This is a genomic window from Enterobacter cloacae complex sp. HYC033_NIDB (assembly GCF_056673335.1).
Map to the genome: position 1 here is coordinate 4,681,051 of NZ_CP115123.1, position 18,772 is coordinate 4,699,822.

General features: G+C 47.0%; 23 protein-coding genes, 1 tRNA gene and 1 pseudogene. 7 read left to right on the forward strand and 18 right to left on the reverse strand.

The window, feature by feature from the left end:
* Window positions 1-51 precede the first annotated feature (51 nt).
* The 5 genes and pseudogenes from O1721_RS22365 to O1721_RS22385 form a co-directional block, all read right to left on the reverse strand.
* Window positions 52-662 (reverse strand): annotated as a pseudogene (locus tag O1721_RS22365) (outer membrane beta-barrel protein).
* Window positions 663-762: 100 nt separating this feature from the next.
* Window positions 763-1,392 (reverse strand): winged helix-turn-helix transcriptional regulator, encoded by a 630-nt coding sequence (locus O1721_RS22370; RefSeq protein WP_015571785.1) that lies wholly within the window; start codon window positions 1,390-1,392, stop codon window positions 763-765.
* A 63-nt stretch (window positions 1,393-1,455) separates the two neighbouring features.
* Window positions 1,456-2,631, reverse strand: coding sequence for an OmpP1/FadL family transporter (locus O1721_RS22375; RefSeq protein ID WP_032649413.1), 1,176 nt, complete (start codon window positions 2,629-2,631; stop codon window positions 1,456-1,458).
* Window positions 2,632-2,853: 222 nt separating this feature from the next.
* Window positions 2,854-3,522, reverse strand: a complete 669-nt coding sequence (locus O1721_RS22380) for an isochorismatase family protein (RefSeq protein ID WP_032649415.1) — start codon at window positions 3,520-3,522, stop codon at window positions 2,854-2,856.
* A 259-nt stretch (window positions 3,523-3,781) separates the two neighbouring features.
* The gene (locus tag O1721_RS22385; protein ID WP_015571788.1) at window positions 3,782-3,925 is read right to left on the reverse strand and encodes a hypothetical protein; all 144 of its coding nucleotides are present in this window, start codon (window positions 3,923-3,925) and stop codon (window positions 3,782-3,784) included.
* A 374-nt stretch (window positions 3,926-4,299) separates the two neighbouring features.
* Here O1721_RS22385 and O1721_RS22390 point away from each other — a divergent pair, with 374 nt between their 5' ends.
* The 3 genes from O1721_RS22390 (at window position 4,300) to O1721_RS22400 (ending at window position 6,489) form a co-directional block, all read left to right on the forward strand.
* Entirely contained in the window at window positions 4,300-4,482 is a 183-nt protein-coding gene (locus tag O1721_RS22390) for a hypothetical protein (RefSeq protein ID WP_072134569.1), read from the forward strand.
* Window positions 4,460-4,885, forward strand: a complete 426-nt coding sequence (locus O1721_RS22395) for a hypothetical protein (protein ID WP_023295378.1) — start codon at window positions 4,460-4,462, stop codon at window positions 4,883-4,885. Before O1721_RS22390 ends, O1721_RS22395 begins: the two co-directional genes overlap by 23 nt.
* A gap of 368 nt (window positions 4,886-5,253) precedes the next feature.
* A complete protein-coding gene (locus O1721_RS22400) occupies window positions 5,254-6,489 on the forward strand; it encodes a tyrosine-type recombinase/integrase (protein WP_129541246.1) in 1,236 nt (411 codons plus the stop codon).
* Window positions 6,490-6,494: 5 nt separating this feature from the next.
* Here O1721_RS22400 and O1721_RS22405 read toward each other — a convergent pair whose 3' ends face one another.
* The 11 genes from O1721_RS22405 to O1721_RS22455 all read right to left on the reverse strand — a co-directional run bounded on the left by O1721_RS22405 (window position 6,495) and on the right by O1721_RS22455 (window position 14,513).
* Window positions 6,495-7,172 (reverse strand): phage baseplate protein, encoded by a 678-nt coding sequence (locus O1721_RS22405; protein WP_022649285.1) that lies wholly within the window; start codon window positions 7,170-7,172, stop codon window positions 6,495-6,497.
* Window positions 7,173-9,038: a hypothetical protein gene (locus O1721_RS22410; RefSeq protein ID WP_129541245.1), complete on the reverse strand. Its 1,866-nt coding sequence runs from the start codon at window positions 9,036-9,038 to the stop codon at window positions 7,173-7,175.
* The gene (locus tag O1721_RS22415) at window positions 9,031-9,228 is read right to left on the reverse strand and encodes a hypothetical protein (protein ID WP_129243153.1); all 198 of its coding nucleotides are present in this window, start codon (window positions 9,226-9,228) and stop codon (window positions 9,031-9,033) included. The genes O1721_RS22410 and O1721_RS22415 overlap by 8 nt, the downstream gene beginning before the upstream one ends.
* 138 nt (window positions 9,229-9,366) lie before the next feature.
* On the reverse strand, window positions 9,367-10,398 hold the full coding sequence (locus O1721_RS22420) for a major capsid protein (protein ID WP_022649287.1): 1,032 nt from the start codon (window positions 10,396-10,398) through the stop codon (window positions 9,367-9,369).
* Window positions 10,399-10,414: 16 nt separating this feature from the next.
* Window positions 10,415-10,777 carry a hypothetical protein gene (locus tag O1721_RS22425; protein WP_063162325.1) on the reverse strand — a complete coding sequence of 121 codons (363 nt, stop codon included), beginning with the start codon at window positions 10,775-10,777 and terminating at the stop codon, window positions 10,415-10,417.
* Window positions 10,774-10,995: a hypothetical protein gene (locus O1721_RS22430; RefSeq protein WP_023304372.1), complete on the reverse strand. Its 222-nt coding sequence runs from the start codon at window positions 10,993-10,995 to the stop codon at window positions 10,774-10,776. The genes O1721_RS22425 and O1721_RS22430 overlap by 4 nt, the downstream gene beginning before the upstream one ends.
* Window positions 10,996-11,638: 643 nt before the next feature.
* Window positions 11,639-11,986, reverse strand: coding sequence for a hypothetical protein (locus O1721_RS22435; protein ID WP_129541244.1), 348 nt, complete (start codon window positions 11,984-11,986; stop codon window positions 11,639-11,641).
* Window positions 11,979-12,359: a hypothetical protein gene (locus O1721_RS22440; RefSeq protein WP_235016474.1), complete on the reverse strand. Its 381-nt coding sequence runs from the start codon at window positions 12,357-12,359 to the stop codon at window positions 11,979-11,981. Before O1721_RS22440 ends, O1721_RS22435 begins: the two co-directional genes overlap by 8 nt.
* Window positions 12,360-12,767: 408 nt before the next feature.
* Entirely contained in the window at window positions 12,768-14,216 is a 1,449-nt protein-coding gene (locus O1721_RS22445; protein ID WP_213388526.1) for a DEAD/DEAH box helicase family protein, read from the reverse strand.
* Window positions 14,182-14,340 (reverse strand): hypothetical protein, encoded by a 159-nt coding sequence (locus tag O1721_RS22450; RefSeq protein WP_045898209.1) that lies wholly within the window; start codon window positions 14,338-14,340, stop codon window positions 14,182-14,184. Before O1721_RS22450 ends, O1721_RS22445 begins: the two co-directional genes overlap by 35 nt.
* Window positions 14,337-14,513 (reverse strand): hypothetical protein, encoded by a 177-nt coding sequence (locus O1721_RS22455; protein ID WP_013098603.1) that lies wholly within the window; start codon window positions 14,511-14,513, stop codon window positions 14,337-14,339. Before O1721_RS22455 ends, O1721_RS22450 begins: the two co-directional genes overlap by 4 nt.
* Window positions 14,514-16,028: 1,515 nt before the next feature.
* Here O1721_RS22455 and O1721_RS22460 point away from each other — a divergent pair.
* From O1721_RS22460 to O1721_RS22475, 4 genes are all read left to right on the forward strand, one after another.
* Window positions 16,029-16,607, forward strand: a complete 579-nt coding sequence (locus O1721_RS22460) for a tyrosine-type recombinase/integrase (RefSeq protein ID WP_129541243.1) — start codon at window positions 16,029-16,031, stop codon at window positions 16,605-16,607.
* Complete coding sequence (locus tag O1721_RS22465) at window positions 16,601-16,810, forward strand: hypothetical protein (RefSeq protein ID WP_400204225.1); 210 nt, start codon at window positions 16,601-16,603, stop codon at window positions 16,808-16,810. Before O1721_RS22460 ends, O1721_RS22465 begins: the two co-directional genes overlap by 7 nt.
* A gap of 5 nt (window positions 16,811-16,815) precedes the next feature.
* A complete protein-coding gene (locus O1721_RS22470) occupies window positions 16,816-17,013 on the forward strand; it encodes a hypothetical protein (protein ID WP_045615238.1) in 198 nt (65 codons plus the stop codon).
* A 92-nt stretch (window positions 17,014-17,105) separates the two neighbouring features.
* Window positions 17,106-17,303 (forward strand): hypothetical protein, encoded by a 198-nt coding sequence (locus O1721_RS22475; protein WP_235016473.1) that lies wholly within the window; start codon window positions 17,106-17,108, stop codon window positions 17,301-17,303.
* Window positions 17,304-17,695: 392 nt separating this feature from the next.
* Here O1721_RS22475 and O1721_RS22480 read toward each other — a convergent pair whose 3' ends face one another.
* Window positions 17,696-18,064 (reverse strand): hypothetical protein, encoded by a 369-nt coding sequence (locus O1721_RS22480; RefSeq protein ID WP_029497222.1) that lies wholly within the window; start codon window positions 18,062-18,064, stop codon window positions 17,696-17,698.
* A gap of 589 nt (window positions 18,065-18,653) precedes the next feature.
* Window positions 18,654-18,727, reverse strand: a tRNA-Gly gene (locus tag O1721_RS22485).
* Between the last annotated feature and the right edge of the window lie 45 nt (window positions 18,728-18,772).

Genomic DNA, 18,772 nt, shown 5'->3' on the forward strand with positions numbered 1-18,772 from the left:
AACCCGGCAACATAAGCAGCCGGGTTTTTATTAATGGGCATATCACGGGCATCAGTCGTACTGACCAAAGCGATAGCTAAGCCCTGCGGTGACGGAACTCAGGTCGCTGCTCACGCCGATCTGGTTAACATTGCCCACGTTGCTTACCCACTGATATTCCAGGCGGCCCGCCCAGTTTTTATTGAAAGCGTATTCAGTACCCACGGCTGCAAGCGGGCGCACACCGGTTTCAAAACGATTGTGACCACTTACATCGGATTCAGCGCGATAGCCCTTGCGCCGGCACGGCCGTAAATATCCCAGTCACTGGTCAGGGCATAACTGGCCTTCAGAGACATTTGCAGGCCCTGCGTCTTCATTTGCGCCCCGGCGCCATGCTGACCTTTAATCTGCATGTTACCTAAATAATCATAACCACCTTCTACCGCAAGCCATGGGGTAATCTGATAACCCGTATAAACACCCCCGCCGACATTATCATGGTTAAAATCGAAGTGATCGGAATGCGTGTTATCAAACGCTTTTGAACCCATATTGGTATCAAAATAGTGAGACCAGCCGAATTTCGCCCCGCCATACCAGGTGCCCGCATCAGCGGCGGCGAACGCGGAAGTGGCGGTAAATGCATTAGCCATAATCAATGCGATAACTGTCTTTTTCATAAATATACCGTTTACTTGATAATGTTAAATCTGAGAAAGCAAACGATATAGAAAATTAACGGTAGCGTTAACTGCATTTCTGTTTAATTTTAAACTTCCGCTAGAATGACTCGGGTAAATGTCTGACCTCAAGCAGATATCCACCGCGCTTAAAGGCGATATATTCCCCCTGCTTAAGGGCAGATAATACATTGAGTATACTGCTGCGAGAGAGCAGCGTACGATCCTGGATATATTCCAGAATCGTGGTACGCAAACGCGTCTCTTCCGGGAGCAAAATCATTTCCTGAAGGTGGTTACGAATAACGGAATAGGTACGCTGCTGGAGTACCTGGGCATCACGGAATATTAAATAGGCCGTATGGTATGAGAGCAGCGCGGCGACATCCTCCCAGACGCCCTCGGCACGAAACAATTCAGCCGCCTTGTCCGCATCGAGACGTAAAATAGTCGACTCTCTTTCAGCACGGAGAAGGTGCCCCTGCGTAGGCTGGATCATCTCTGCAATACCAAACAAATGCGGCTCGTAAACGGTCACTACCACCAGTCCATCCGAAGCCCGCAGCAGGGACAGCTCTCCTTCCAGAAAGAGGTACATCTGCTGTTTCCCCTTCCGTAACCAGGTGAGTCGCTTACGCGGAACAACGTGCACTTTCTCCGCTATCGGCTCAAGGATGGCGGTCAGTCTTTCGATGGATTTTTCGGGTCGAACAGGCGGTAAAATATGCATGGTACAACCTTCTGACATTCAATATCTGCCATTATAGACCATATATTTTAAGCGGTTAGCCGATCAAAACTGATAGCTGTAGTTGACGCTGGCAAACCAAAGATAAGGATGATCGTAACTTCCGGCAAACGCCGTCGGGGATTTCACATGCGACGACTGCATATGAAGATACGACACGGCAATACCAATATTGCTGGCCGGGGTGATCTGATACTGGGCTCCCGTGCCAAATCGCCACTCATCCCCGGTGGGTAAAGTTAAGGCCACATCACTCTGACTCTCATACGGAGAGCTGTCGAACGCCACACCGGTATTCAGTCGCCACTGAGGTGTTGGACGATACTGCACGCCCACCGCGCCGTGCCATGTATCCTTCAGGCGGCTGACGTTGTTCAGTTGCCGATCCCCAACGACGATTTGCGGAGCACCGAACTGGCTCCAGTCCTGCCAGCCGAGATCGGCCATAACCGACCACCGCGGGTTAATATCATGCACAAGACTGAGCATGATTTGCTGCGGCGCGCTGATTTGTGCCGACACCGGGAGGTCGTAGGCACCATTCTGTACTCGAGCTTTGCCGTTAACAGAGTAGCGATAGTTCGTCTCGCTGTTCCATGTAATACCGGCTCGCGTCTGGTCGGTCAGTTGCATGAGTAGCCCAAGCCGATAGCTCATGGCCCAGTCCTCATCATGCTGCCGATAGTCATTATCATTAACGTTGCGGGTCAGCGAGAAATAACCGTAATTAACGTTGGCGGACGCCCCTATTGAGAGTCGGTCGTTGAGCTTGTATGCCAGTGACGGACTGAGCGTCATTGCAACCAGGGTGCTCTTTTTAATCAGCCTGTCGCCCGCCCAGCTACCGTAATCGATCCCCAGACCGTAATTACCGTAAAGCCCGATCCCGGCATAAAGATCATCGTTTATCTTCTGGCTATAAAAGGCGCTGGCATTCGGGATGGTTTTCATCACGTCGCCGGGGCTTTGATGGGCATGGTTATCCAGCTGGTTGTCGATGGAGCCATCCATAACCTGTAACCCACCGGTGACCATATGATCCGGCAGGCGCGTCATGCCAGCAGGGTTGGTCATGATTGTCGAGGCGTCCTGCGCACGAGCCGCCTGCCCTGCTCCGGCAAGCGCGGTATCTTCGGTGCCGGCTTCATAAAAATAGAGGGCGCTGGCATGGGCACTGGAGGCGGCAAATAAGCCCGCGCACAGGAGGAGTCGTGTTTTCATCTGCGATCCGGGAAATAAAAAATTTGCCGACAGATATAACAGGGGCGCCTGATGACGTAAAAAGGAAGAGGGTTTAATTTTAAATTATGCGCGGTTCAGCCCCTCTTAATATCTCTGACAATTCAGCGACGTCCGGAATAAGGCGCCGCTACGTCCTGCACCTGTAATACGTTCAGGTACAGGACGATAAAATCCAGGAATTTTGTTCAGGTTTATCCGGCCTTACTTATAATGCTCCAGATTGGTTTCCGGGCCCGTTCTGGCAATTTCCTGAGCTTTGCCGAAACTTTCAATCAGGCACTTATATTCCGGACAGACATGCTCTGCCAGGATCTCAGCAAAGCGAGAACCTTCCGCGCGGTTCCAGGTTCTCATTAATTCAGCGACAATGGCAAACGTATCGGTAGGGATCGCTCCCGCCTGAGTCACGCGCGCGATGGTGGTATCGGTCGCGATTTTGGACCAGTTCCCCGAGGCATCCACAACACAGTAAACCTTATACCCCTCCTGGACAGCGCTAACCGCAGGGAACGCCATGCAGACGCTGGTGAGCGTGCCGGCAATAATCAGGGTCTTTCTGCCCGTCTTTTCCACTTCCTTCACAAACGCCGGATTATCCCAGGTATTAATCTGCCCGGTGCGTGGAACATACACGGCATGGGGTGCATATTTGTGAATTTCCGGGATGAGCGGGCCATTGGGACCGTCAGGAACAGAGGCCGTGGTGATCACCGGGATATTTAAAAGCGTGGCAACTTTGGCTATCGCTGTCACATAATTACGAAGGTCTGGTACAGGCACATCACGTACCGTGTTGAATAAGCCACTCTGATGGTCGATGAGTAAAATTACAGCGTCATCAGTATCAATCATACCGTTTGTAGCAGCCATATTTCTTTCCTCATGATTTCTTTTACATTGCCGTCAACTCTCCCGGCTCCGCGATTTTACATGCACATGGTCAGGGTATAATGCATTGATAAATCATAATGAATAGTAGTCCGATCCGGTCTGAATACCGCATCATTTCAGGACAATTTCTGGCACGGTACGCTGAGCCATCGACGCTGACGGAAAGCCCTCGTGAGGAGAAGAGATCTTTACAATGCCGTTATGCGGCCATTCGTATTCGTTCGGCTGAAGGCAAGCGTTACTCACTACTGGGATCGCCCTTATCCTCCCGCATGGATTCGATAAACTCCCGTTGCTCCTCTGTGAGTTCAAGCTCATCCAGCAAGCGATCTAACTCTTCTTCAGGTGATTCCTTTTGGTTCTTTCTCTTCCCGGTAGCCATACTCACCCTTGAGTTATTAGGATTAATCTCAGGGTATCCAGGGTACAGGAAATGTGCAACTTAGCGTGTTATGCCGACAACCGATCATAACAATGAACGAAAGGGGGAAGCAGGTACGCCAGTACAGGAAAGACTGATAGGGGTATTCCTGTTCCGGCGATGAAAGATAGCCAATTGAAAGCCTTGCCAGATTACATACGGGCTTTGCAATAATCGAGAGGGTGCAATGCCTACCTTCCCTTTAGTTTAACTTAACTCAAATTTAATCACATTTAAATTAATGATTTTGTTAGATTTAATCGTTTATTGCCCTCTCACATATAGGTACACTTTCTCTATGGTTTTTTTTATAACAGCATGAGGAAAAAGTGAAAATGGCTATTCCAGCTTACCTATGGCTTAAAGATGACGGTGGCGCAGGATGGGCGCAAAGCCGCGCAGGAACAACGGATCCGGCTTTTGGTGATTGGTTTGGCTCAACGCCTTACGGTGATGATCCTAACGACCAGTACTGGATAAGAGCGGGTATCGACTATGCAAAACGCACAGGTTTTTAAGAAGCGGTATCTACTTCTGATCCTGTTGGCTGTTGTCGCCTATGGGATATACAACTTGCTGCACTTCTCACCACTTGAGCAAGTGATTATTAAGAAGGTGAAAGTTAACAATCTGGCTAATCTTTACATCACAGAAGCGAGTGCAGGAGCCACCACAGGCTTTTCCTACCGTTTCTATCTCTATGATGTAACCAAAGATGATAAAGCGTTTATGGCGAGTCTGGAGAACGATCACCAGCCTTTCATGATCACCACGGACAAAGATGCATTGAAGAAGGTCGAGAATAACGCGATCTACCTTTCCGTGAAGGGAACCATTTACACCTTTCACAGCCCTGCGGATTATCTGGCAGGTGGCTCGATCTACTCCGTCCCTGTCTATTTAACCGCATCACCATACTAAAAACATAGCCAGCTGCCACGCTGGCTCTTTCTCTTCTGGTTTTAGACAACAGAAACCATTAAGCCCCTTAGAGGTTAGAAGACAAGCGAAGCACAGCGATTTCATAAGACTGTCAGAGGGTTACCTGCATTTCGTGTGCAGGGAGGACGTCAATGCTCTACAGGACATAACGCCTAAACAAGTTAGTCAGCGCTACTGAGCAACCTACTGAAATAAAGAAAGTTTTTGAACGGTTCTACTTGGGGAAATTCTGGAGCGGGCGAAGGGAATCGAAACTCTGTTTCATAATTTCCGCAACGCGACGATCATCGAATCAACATAGTAACTATTATTGATACTTGATTGCGAGATTTTAGAGGATCAGTCTCATGACAATCAAGGGCCAGGAGTATCTTTATCTTTCACCGGACGGTGTATGGCAGTTTCAAATCTACATCCCGTCTTACATGCGCCACATGTTCGGCGGGAAACGCCTCTACCGGAAAAGTACAGGGACAAGAGATATCTACAAGGCGCGTCACTTCCGTAACCACATGCTGGTAGAGTGGAACAACCTTAAAGAACAGTTCAAGCCTGATACTGAGGATAAGCGTATTCAGCTTGCGATCACTTCCCTGCACTCTCAAATCAGGAAGAACAAGAATAAACCATTGATTGAAGAGCGAGCCAGTTCGATTCCTCATCTGTGCTTCTTACGAGATGAATACGCTACTGCATACCAGGATCGGAGATCATTCTCCACCCTGAGCAAATCAGCGCGAGCCGTTGAGGTGTTTCTCCAGAGTATTGGGAAAGTTGATATCAGTCTGGATCAGATTGGACGCCGATTAGTTACAGACTTCATAGAAGAACAGCAGAAACGCGATGTAGCGCCCCAGACGGTGCAAAACTGGCTTACATCGTTAGGTAGCCTCTACGAGTTCGCCAAACGTCGCTATGACGCTATAGCGCCCCTAAATCCGTTCCATGGTCACAACCTCGAAGCACGTCGAACCATTGAGAGCTACCAGCCGTTTGAATGGCATCAACTATCTACCCTACTAAGCGAAGCAGACGAAGAGCTACGAGCAGTTATTCTGATCGGTTTGTTCTCTGGTGCAAGGCTGGACGAAATAGCCAGCTTGAAGAAAGAAGAGATCGTTATGGTGGAAGGGATACGGACATTCTACATTAGCAAATCCAAGACGAAGGCAGGGATCAGACACATACCGATCCATGCTTTTCTGATTGGCATGGTGGATTATTATCTGAGTTTGAACACTGGAGATTACCTGTTACCACAGGCTAACCGGATTAACCGTGCTGACGGTAAGAAAGGACCATTCTATTCTCAAGCGTTCACCAGGCTACGCCGTCGCGTAGTGCCTATGGCTACAGACCGCCAATGCTTTCACAGTTTGAGGGGGCATTTTATCACGTGTCTTGACCGTGCCGGAGTACCCGAACAGCGTGTAGGCTACATCACGGGGCACTCTTCACAAGCCGCTTCTACAGAAGCATTCAAGACCTACAGCGCGGGGTGTTCCATGAAAGAGCTATCCGACTATGTGGAAATGGTGGATTATCCAGAAATCATCTTTCCAGAAACGAAAAAAGGGGCGTAAGCCCCTTATTTCTTAAACTCCGTAGTAACCGTATCACCCTCGGTTTTCTTAGGTGCATTGTTCACTACCTTTTGTTTCACCGTACCGCCTACAGATTTATTTCCCTGCGTTTTAGTTGCAATCACATTAACTGTAGCTTTACTGACAAGCCTGATCTGTTCAAATTCAAGATCGAATTGCATCGCGTATTCAGATTTATAATCGTAGGAAATGCCGGAGAGAATAACATTCTCGTACACTTTGTGCTCTGTCACTAATGTGATGGGCTGGCGACTGTCAAACATCTTATCGAGGTATTCGATAGCTTGACTGATACGAGTGCCATTCACACCAGCGCTGTATAACAAATCCTTTTCCAGCCTCACCGGAGTTTCGGAAATAATCCCCGAGAGCTTGAATGTATTATTCTTAATCTGAACGTGATCGCTCACCTCTGCCCCGCTCTCAACGGGATAGCTGGTAATATCAGCCTGTCTGCGTATTCCCGTATCCGTCACGGCATCAAACACTATCGCCTGATAGTTCTGAATATAGCTATCTGAGGACGAATTATATACAGATGCAAGGATGGTGAATCCGTTTTCACCTTTGGTGCGGGTAGCACTGCTGTTATTACTGTTCTGAGTTGAATTGATCCGGGAGGCATCGCTGCCCCCGATAGTTAAACTTCCAGGTGTTGCCATTTAGCCCCCCGTCCCTTGTCCAGATGAAACAGCCAACACCATACGCTGATTGTTATCAATGATACGCTGATCAACAGTAGCATTCAGCATGTTTCCGAATGTCGGATCAGGAGAAATAGTTAGATGGATAAGCCCTTCCGGTAGCTGATTCTGCAATACTACAGGCTGCATGATCGGCGCACTGGCTGGCTTAGCTGGCGCTGCTGCACTCTGTTTCAACATTGAAACAGGAGAGTAATCTCCATTGGTGCTCTGCGCGTAGCTGCTCACGTCCTTAGCGTCGCTTGTCCCGTTCCACCAATCATGGAATGTATCGAACACATTAGGCTGGTGTGTGCCGTCTGCTTTCGGCTGGCTGGCTCCATAGGCGTTAGCCACTGGATTACTTCCAGCCTGTACAGGTGCTGACGTAGTGCCGTAATGCTGGCTCACCGCTTCTTTAGAGGTGTTGTCACCGTTCAGAAGGTTTAGCTTGCCTGTGATCCAGTTAGTGAGTTTCAGCAATCCTACGGCAGCATCCCCCGCCGCCCGCCCGATCCCCTTGAAAAAGGGTAAAGCGTCTTGCATCGCTTCCTTAAACTCTTTAACCGTCGCAGGGTCGAGAGACTCCATGAAACCTTCGAAGAAGGCCAACTTCTGGCTATCGTTGAGAATGTCCATTTCCTGATTAAACTTACGGTAGGCTACAAGCTGATCCTGCTGTTCCTGGTTCAACCACTGACCATTACGTTTGAGCACGTCCACCTGATCAGTGATCGCTTTGCCCTGATTAGAAAATGCCTTGTGATACAAGCCTAAATCGTCTGCAAGGTCTTCCAGGTTATGAAGGATTTGCTCTTGTGAATAGCCTTTCCCCTGCATGGTGTTGGTATAAGCAGAAACGAAGGCGAAAGGGTTTGATTGAAAGCCTTTCAGGTCTTTTTTTGTGAATCCCATGTTCAGGGCTGCATCCACTGGAGCCGAGCCGCCTTTCCATTGTCCAGACTTCTTATCAAAGGTGCTATTGGTGTAGCTATCTGCCAGCTTTTCGGAGATGTCCTTCCCAGAGTCCAGCAACTTCCGTTGCCCTTGCAGCCCCATCCCGCTATCGATCCCGTTAGCCGTAGCATACTGGGAAAGCGCCTGGAGGACGTTATAATCTACACCGCCCAAGCGCGCCCTTGCGACGATTTCACTACGCTCTTCCTGTGCTGTAACAGCCTCTTTCCCCCATGAATAAGCACCGTAAGCCGCCGCACCCACACCAGCGCCAGCAAGCGCACCAGTGCCTAATCCCATCAGAGAGCCAGAGATCGCCCCTGTCGCCTTACCACCGCCACCGAGAGCGTTAGCCCCTCCCGCTTTTGCTGCTGCCCTACGCTCTGCGTTAATGCGTCTGTAGCTCTGCTGGAGGCGCTTAATCTCGCTGTTCTGGCGTTGTAGAGAGATAGTTCCTGCTGCATAGGCTTTGGTGATCCGTGACGCTGCAAGCGCGGCCTGTGTAAGCTCAACATTGGTAAGGTGGTGCATACTTTTAAAGCTGCTGGCAGTGTCCAATAGCTTCAATTCAGCCCGTTCACGGCGCTGTGCGTTTCTTGCGGCCTCTTTCGCTGCCTGAGCCTCTACACGGGCTTGCGCCTTAGCTGCCCTTGCCTTTTCTCGTTCATCGCTATTACGAGGCTTTGACGCTTTCTTATTCAGCCTATCGAGTTCCCTTTCAGCAGATTTTAGCCCCTGGCTGAATCTTTTCATGTTCAACGTAGGGTCTTTAATGCCTTTGGATTTCTTCTGAATTTGATCGAAAGCGTCCATAGCTTCCTTCATTGAATTACGATCAACGCTGAATGTCACGGTGTTCTTGATAGAACTTGTGTGGATTTCAAGCATTACCACCACCTTTCTTACTCACCAGGTAGTTGAGTGCCTCTGATACACTACGCCCACGGTGTAATAACTGACGCAGATGACCGTGATCTATTTCAAGCACACGACACACTCCCGCCAGATTTAATAACTCTTCTGCTGTATCTGCATTCACCTGTAAATGAATGCCAGCACTCTTTAGTACTACCTGCATCTATCTTTCCTCATTATTCTGGAAATAAAAAAGGGGCAAGGGCTGGCGCATTTGCTTTGCGTGTTCCAGTTCCCTACGCCCCTGATTAAAAGCTCTTCTGTTATTTTCCAAGACGGGAAGAACTACCGTCTATCGCTCTTATTCTGAGGCTTTAATGTGAACGGAGAAGTTCAGGCCGTGGTTAACTGGCAGTGCTGAGTTTTCCGAGATCACGTTGATCGTGTTTCCGCGCTCACTTTCGAAGCTCCAGCTATAAACTTCCGCAGGTGCAGCATTAAGGAGTTCGAACGTTGACGAAGCCGCGCCGTAGATATTGGTGTAAATACCACTTCCCTTAGCGAATTGCGGGATGGCGATAGCGTCGGCATCACCCATTTGTGCGATCAGGAGCGGATCTGTCACCTTGATCACATCTACATTTGAGCCAGGGATCGAAAAGGTGCTTACACCTGGAAGTAGTTCACGATGCTGGAACACTACGTTCCCTTCATCAAGTGGGCTGACATAGCGGAAAGCCGCCTCCATCGCAGGACTGAAACGCAGATCGCTATAGAATCCACCCTTGGCGAAAACAATAATTCGCTCCACTGCCGCCGCCTGGCTTTGTGCCGCTTCGGTGATTTGACTCACCATGTCGTCAATCGCACGTAGAGTGCTGCTATCTGTAGCTGACAGATCAAGAGTGGCATTCATCGGGGCTACGCCGAACAGGTCGCCAAAGTCGATTAACAGATCGTCTGTCTTAGGTGTATACACCTGACCAGAGAAGAGAGATCGTGCGAGATAACTTTCACGAGTGCGCATAAACGCTACAGCGTGTTTACCCATGTAATCGCTGTAAATGTCCGTCACTGTTTCTTGAATATCGCTTCCTGGCTTACGCTTGCCCTGAATATCTGACGGAGTGATCAGATCTTCACGAAGGAAATACGGAAGCTCGATTAGCCATTCTTTGCCGCTCTGACGCTGCGTGGTGTTATGCTCGTTTGAGAAACGCGCCGTAGGCTGGTTGAACAGGCTGGTGTTATCTTCCAGCAGACGGGACACACTAACTTTATGAGAAGAAACGCCCACACCATCAAAGAGATTTAGAGAACTGAGTAGGAAATTTCTGGTGCTGGTTAGTTGGAATAATGGGGAAAGGTCGATACGCTCGTTTCCAATAATCATTATTTATCTTCCTTGCTTAAGAGGTGAAAAATTCACGAGTGGCGAAGCCTTGCGCCTGTAATGCGCTGATCGCTGCTGCGTGGTTAGCTGCGTTGAGATTGTCGCTCTTGAGGGCAACGTATGATCCAACGTTAGGAGCGCGTAGGACGTTCACAGGCTTATTACTACCAGCTTTAACGAAGTCTGAGACGACGACATAAGCCACATTCCCAGAGGTATAGAGAGCGCCAGTGATATCGAGCACATCGCCGCACTGCACATCAGCAGGAAGAGAAGCAAACACTTTACTGTCTATTGCTGCAAAATTGTCGGTCGCAGCACTCACAATATCTGTGTAGCTTTTACGTACCGGAAAGACTTCTGATAGGTCAATAATCATTGTTTGGTTGATTCCTTATTTACTTTACGTGCAATCAAATCCTGAATAGTTGTTTCTTGTTTTGGTGATTCGTCAGGAAAATACGTATCCATCGCTTTGATCACTTCATCAACCGAACAACCAGCATACTGAGCCACCATCTCAATCATCTGAGGATTGACGGTGAGAACATCATTTTTATATTTGAGTACACGCGATTTGTTATTTAATAGAAACATGTTGTTCCTTCGCGTTTTATTAACTTTTCTGTTACGCATTGAGCGTAAGAAAGGCGACCGAAGTCGCCAGGAGATATGCCCTTGTTAGAAAGCATTCTGTTAAAATCATTTTCGTTTCGGAGGATCATGATGTTAAAGAATGACATCTAAAATAATGAAGGGCGCAACTGTTACGAATAACAGAAGAAGGATCGCCCGTCATTGCTCCCACTTCAAAACAGAAGCCCTTCTGTCATGGCGAGAAGTGGGAATGGAATCTCAATATCACCACTGGAATAGTAATAAGAGATTGCCAGCCTGAACGTAACGACCACTGACGGCATTTATTCAGTCTGACTGCTTATAATCCTAACGGGGTTATAAGGTTTAGAGCAAAGAATTTGCTCTCTGAAAGAGAATGTGCGCGGTGATTGTCCGTTACCACCCGACACAAGTGGGAACGCCCGCGCCACCCTTTGGAACTAAACACAACAAAGGAAAACAACCAGCTTTCAGAGAGAAAATTCAGATGGAGAGAGTGCCGCTATGGGAAACGGCATTCTCAGGGAGTGCGTATTGTCATACGAGGGTGAGTGATTCGAATACCTACCCTATAACTCATTATGACACAAAAAGCACTTATTGTCAAGCGTTTTCGTAACTTTTATGTTATGGCGCATTCTTCCGCGATCTGGATGGAAAGCTCTCCGAGTTCAACGGTGATGTATTGCAGAGAGCAAGCAAGCTCCTCAAGGTCATTAGCTACACGCCACGCTTCTTCTGGTGTGATCGTACTGCCGTCACGCTGCACCAAACGAGCTACAGACGTTTGCAGATGTTCAAGGGCGGTAATTGCCTGTTCAGTGTATTGTATCGCTTCCAGAAGCGCGGAGGGCGTTCTCTCACGCCACGCCTTATTAACAAGCCGCAGGGCTGGTAAATGCCAGATATCGTGGAAAGAGTTAATTAGGGTGCTCACGATGTTCACGATGTCCATAGTTTTATTATTCATTGTTTTCCTTGTCGTCAAAGAGAATGTCAAAATCTTGTATGTGGTGAGATAAGCCGTTAGTTTGGGAATACCCCACCCAGTCAATATAGTTTTCTGCGTATAGCTGCCACTTCTTAAGATTCGATGAATCAACACGGTATTCACGGCGGCGGCGTGGTTTATAGAAGACGTTACCCGAAGATGCTAAAACATCCTGCAATAGTTCAAACTCTGCCCCTACGGGCACCGTTGCAGGGTATTCTATTATTTCGGTGATCCATTCTCCTGGAATAGACTCTCGTGCGAGGTCTTGTAGAGAAGAGGTGTATTTACGTTTGCTGGCGCGTGTTGCTTGTTCTATCCGTTTAATTGGATTTCGTTCTTTTCGTCCCATTCATTCCTCGTAGAGGGAAACTTCCGTGTTTTCTCGTTAATGTCCATACTGCGTAAAATGCAAATAACCAATACATAGCGATGATCATAAAAGTTTCCCTATTGTGAGTTTTAGAAATTTGAGTAGATAAATTCTACATTGTCTCGTTCGATGTGTTTCAGCGTGAATGATAGATAATGGCTTTCATCGTCGATATCAATCACACCAATGTTGCGCAGCGCACGAAGCCAGAATCTGATCCCGTTATCACTTACACCGGATTTATCAGATAGCTCGCCGTAGGAAATTTTGGTTTTCCTTCCTTTCCAGAACCAGATAAGCGCATAATAAACGCCCTTCCCGCTATCGTTGATCTGTATCTGGTTTGTGTTGTTCAATTTTATGTATTGTATCAATTAGGTCTCCTGATTAGTTCCATTTTCTTTGTATTGTGGCGATCCCCATCTTCATGAGTTCAGCCGTTTGTTTCTGAGTAAGCCCACTGGCTTTATGTTTCTGCACTTCGGCGCGGGTGTTGTTACCTTTAACTTTCTTTCTCACTTTCCCAAATTTCAGGCATTCAATCTTTGCACCAGGGAAATAATGGTCTTTGATGTATTCAGCAGTTGCCAGATCCGGCACTACGAACATCAGAGGGTGATCAGTATCAGCATTACGGATAGATGTACGGCTAATAAACTGGTAGCACCGTTCATAATTCATCGCGGAGCGTTGCTTCTGTTCAAATTCTTCAACATTCCAGCCGTTAAGCTCCGCATACTGCCGCCATTTACCTTGGAAATCTTTATTAAGATTACTGCAACCAAGAAACGCTGCATTGTGTATGTGCTGGTAATGGTTCAGGCCATAGGAAGCCATTGAAACACGGATACCACGGGAAGCATCGGTAAGAATTTCATCCCCTATCGTAGTAAACTGACACAGGGATTTATCTCTGTTGGTAGCGAAGATAAATTCACCAGGCACGCGCTGGATGATTTCCTGGAGATGTTCGTGAAACACCTTCTGTAATGCTGTCAGGGTGCATCTGTTTTCACATACGGCGACCAGGGAGATCGGTACACGCTTATGTTTACGTCTTTCAAGTGGCGGCTGTAAATCTTCACCAGCTTCCTCTACTTCGTATTTCGTCAGATGTTCAGCAGCCCAGACAAACAAACTTCGAGAAGAGCCAGCACCTAAGAGTGTAAGTTGTTCAGCCCATTCTACAGATCTGATAATTGGAGACGCAGTGAAAGCAAACAGGTGTTTATTCTCTTCGTAGAGAAGTCCAGCACCCTGCATAATCGCCCAGAGCAGGCGCTTTAACTCAGCACCATTCGCCTCTGTTTCGTGCCAATAGTCGTAGAAATCTTCACGCTTATCCTCACTCAGGAATAACAATCCGTCCCGCTCTTCCAGCCAATCCAGGAATGGGAAATTTTGTTCCGTCCGTTTGGTATGCTGCACTTTGATGTAAGCGCCAAACATTGCATCAGGGATTTCATCAACAAAGATACTGAAATTACGGAGAAGGTTTTGAAGTTCCGTTTCAAGCGCTGCGCGATAGCAGTAATGAATGAAACATTGATGTGTACAGATAATAACCGAATGCTGGAAATCGTATTCCAAGGTGGAAATTAGGTGTCTTACCGCTTCTGTTTCGGTGTCCACATGGAAACTCTTCACCCGTCTGTCTTTTAGTTCTTCCCTCACCTGCCCACATAATTCATGTGTTGGCATCACGAGAAGATAACGAGGGGGAATTGCTTCGGAATTTGTTAATAAACTTGACTTGATGTAGTGCTGTAACGTGGTGGATTTTCCAGATCCGCAAATTGCATCAACGTAGGTTATTACTTTTCTTCTTTGGTTCATTGGTTTCCTCTTTGTTAAGGACTGTTGTTATTAATTCGCTCACCAGTGCGGCGGCGGCTTTATTTTCACGATTAGCCCGATTGATCAAAGCCTCGTAAGTTTCAGGGGTGAAGTTAATCTTCATTCTTTGGAATCCTTCTTAAATTCATCAAAACGGGATAGTGCTTCTTTAAACATCTGTTCACGTTCGAAATACTTTCGTTTTCTGGCTACGTACATAGATGCGTAGATTAAATCTCTTGTGGCTTTACCACTCACCAGTTCATAAAACACCTGGTCACTGCTGAAATACTTCATAGAAGATTGTCTCCTTATTCTTTGTGGGGACTCACCTTGTCGGTGAGCTACAGACGCAGAAAAGCCCCCTCACCGAATGCCCAGGAGGAGGCTTAAAAGGAAATCTGTAGAGTGAATTGTTGTTCTGTTTCTTCAGAACATACCTAACTATAACATACAAACGAACGTCTTGTCAAGACATTTATTGATCTATTTCAATGCCTTGCTAAATGTCAATGCCATAATGTGCTTTATAGCAACATTAGTTAGTGGAAGTCAACAAGTTTTTATGGTAGTTTTGCCAACCGGAGAGGACGCTTCTACGATTGGCATCATTTCCGGCTCTTCATGCGAGTGAGCCGATCTTGTAGCTACGCTACATCGCACAATGAACCTGTTAACACATCATTTTAATGATAAGCCCTTTTACATAATTTTGATGTGTTGAGATCGTAGGCTCACAATGAACCAGCGATCAGCGGGTGAATGTCGCATGAAAAAGTATCTGCTCATGATTATCCTGCACAATGATGTATGTTCGAGGAATACGAGAACATAAGAGAGATAATTAATAACCTTAATTTAATTAAGGGTAGTTAGTAGTTGGTTTGTGTCAGTGAGTGAAGCGAACATGACAAGTTTCTCTACAGGAAAATCTCTTCTCAACAATAACTTTCAGTAGAGGTTACTTTCCTGTATAGCTATCTTCCATGCGCGTGATCAGCGCATACCAAATTGTATAGTCCACTTTATGGAGAATTAACCCTCCATCAATCCTGATTACGTGTTAATAGCGAATACTCGCCTCCATAGCGCCGGAAAAATCCCACGCTAATTACATTCTTAATACCCGCTAAACCCCAGGTAAAGCGATGCTTAATCTATTCTAAATAACCCGCCTGTAACGCTATCTGAGCGCCTTTCTCACTTTCAAAGTATCTTTCATCACTTATACGAAAGCCTTGCGCCGTGCGGCTCACAGCGATCATTGTCCACAATGAGCACTTTTATGATAGGTGCATTACGTTGAACGAGTTTTCTAAATTGAAACGATGTTTCTTTTTTCATGCCGAAACCCGCCAATTAATTAGCATTCTAATCATTTCTTTGTGCAATCAACTCAGGTGAGAATTATTATCATCTATCGTGCGATATCGCCCCTCTTCGATACACATTAGAAAAGTGTATTCTGTAACTCATTGATTCTATTAAATCAGTACACTTTTCCATCACTTCACCGTGCGAACAGGGGTAACACCCCACCATCGAAAATAAATTTCTTGACATAACCACAGTTTTATGAATCATTGATGAAATTTAATTTATTTTTATTTTTCAATCAGTTACAGATATTCGGTACTGACGGGCGGCAGAATTGGGGCGGCCTCGATCACGCCATTAAGCAACTCAAGCAACCGCGCACACCATTTTATCATTTCGTGCTATTAATAAACAAACGTATCGTGCAACATATTGGAAATGATCAATTTCTGATCAATAATGATTTCAACGAAACGAACAAGAGGAGGGGTAAAGATGAAAGGTATTAGCCAGGCGCTAAAGAGTGCAGATGAAGTTAAGGCAGTGGCGGCAGAGCTACAGCGCAACACCACCACCAACCTGTTTTATTGCCTGTGGGTGTTTATGTATGAATCAGGCTTGCGTATCTCTGACGTGCTCAAACTTCGGTACGAAGATGTAGAAGGGCAATCTCACCTCAAGGTGAAGCAGGAGAAAACCGGAAACGTGGTGAGACCAAAGGTGACAGCCGCGATGCTGTCAGTGGTGGCACAACGCAAGGCAGAGCAAGCCGATATGCCAGTGAAGACGGATTTCATCTTTAGCAAGGGCGATCTCCGTAGCAAAGGCAACGCCGTAACCCGTAACACGGTATTCACTGAATTTGGGAAGATGGGACGTAGAGCAGGATTCTCTAACGTGGGATGCCATACACCACGTAAAAGCCGTGGGCGTGTGATGTTCGATGCAGGGGTAGCTATAGAGACAATCGCTCATTTCCTGGGGCAGACAGATCCACGTTCAACCATGTATTACATCGGGTACGGTCAGGACGTGCAGGACGATTTAACAGAGGAGTTTTCTTTAGAGTGGTGATCGATATGAAACGCTTGATTGTGCTGACGCTGGCATTATTACCAGCCCTGGCGAATGCCGGACAGATAACCCTGATTCTCAGTGATGAACAGGAGACAGACAACGCGAAGATTTGCGTTTATTCCAACGCCAACTTTACGGAGACAGTGACGCTCAGGCCGTCGCAGCAATGCCGCTACACAATGACCTTTGAAGAGGAGTAATGAGTATGAAGATTATAGAGATGAACGAACACACCACAGCTTTCAGTCCTATTGAGAGCGAAGAAGAATTGAAATTCGCCGTAGCATTTTTGGACATGTGGCAGAGAAGCCAGGAGCACGGCGTGAACTTTGAACAGGTGTTGAAAGATGCAATTCAACAAGCAACACCAAGAGAGGATCATAAATGGGTGAGTATCAAATGACTAACAATTACGGATTGAAAACGCCTGAACATTGGCAACAAGAAAGTATTCTTGCCCTGCTGTTTCATTAAGACCACGTAGAAGCCTGTTTCATGGCAGACGCAATCAAGGTGTTACCAGAAGATCACGACGTGAACAGAGCGGAGGAGTATTTAGAAAGCCTGATAGAATGGCTGTCTGGTTATACGGACGAAAGCGAAATGAGAAAGGCTATCGAGTGTTACAGCGTCAAAGGCAGCGAACAGCAAACAGAATTTTTCTTAGGTGCAATTCTCGGAGGTGAGTATTGAAAAAGGAAGAAGAGCCGATCACCCGCTTTATCTGGTGTGGTGCTACGGTGTGCGTTTATACGCAGGTAGTGAAGTTTGCAGGGACGACGATACAGCGTCATCTGTTACCGAGAAATTTACGCAATGCTGTTAATAGTGCTGTGCAGGATGCTGAGAACATCCCACACAGCGATCCGACAAACAACAAACCACCACGGAGAGTTAGTAATGTCAGACCATCAGATCATAACAATGAGCCTTCGATTACTGCAAGGGGAAAGCAGGTACGCCAGTACAGGAAAGGCTGATATGCGTATTCGTGTTCCTGCGATGAAAGGTAGCCAACTGAAAGCCTTGCTTGATTACATACGCGCGTTGAAGTGAAGAAGCGGGGGGCGAGTTGCCCCCTGACCTTATGCCTTGATTAGCCATTTAGGAGGGATTTCGAGCCATTTCTGACTCTCTTCATCGTAGAAAAATACATCATCTACACCGTGTTCAATCAGATTCACTGGTTTCTCACCTATCGGGAGAGACAACTCCTCAATAAGAACAGCCAAAACACTATTCACCTGATCATTGCCATCCCAGGCAACATTTTTTTCCATGTGTTTTCCATGAAATCCATAGCGGATACGTAACTGCTTGTTGGTCATTACCATCCCCCTACTGTTTGCATTGTCTTGGTACATTGATTCAACAAAATCTCGTTGCTCTCCAGTCAAGGCGAGTATCTCCAACAAAAGAGTTAACTCCCTTCGTATTGATTCCTTATCTGACATACCCACCCTTGAGTGATTAAGATTAATCTCAGGTTATACAGGGTGCAAAAATTGTGCAACTAACAGATTTTGGACAATAGAAGCCTAATGCCCGTTGGTGGTAAGACAACACGCGGAGCCGTTAGGCGACAACATCAGGGATATGTCAGACAGTGAAGTTTATCAGGATGACCATGTACCCGAAGGAGCGAGGCCGAACCGCTGGCAGAGCTTGCATATGGTCTGCAAGTACCTTGCTCCGCTGCACTTCGCAAGGAGCGTTACCACCATAAACCTGTTTATTCCCTGCAACGTCATCGCGACGTGTGGCATGTGGGAGCATCGGCAAAAAATGCGCTTCACTGTAAGGTTATGAGAAGTGCGATCCGTCGCTGCCTGGTGTAGGCTTTGCGTTCATTGTTGGGCTATCGCGGTAAGAACTTGAAACCACCGCCGACGATTGGCTACACTCTCATTTCACCGAGTAACCATTCGTGACAAGTGTCAAAGTAGTGAACTATGGTAGAACGCCTAAGCATGTTAGTAAGCACTACTGCGTAACATGCTGAAAGAACCGGAGTTTTTCGAACGGTTCCACCTGGGGAGATTCTGGAGCGGGCGAAGGGAATCGAACCCTCGTATAGAGCTTGGGAAGCTCTCGTTCTACCATTGAACTACGCCCGCTTTGAGATGCGTAAGGCATTATAGACCTTACGCCTCTTCATACAA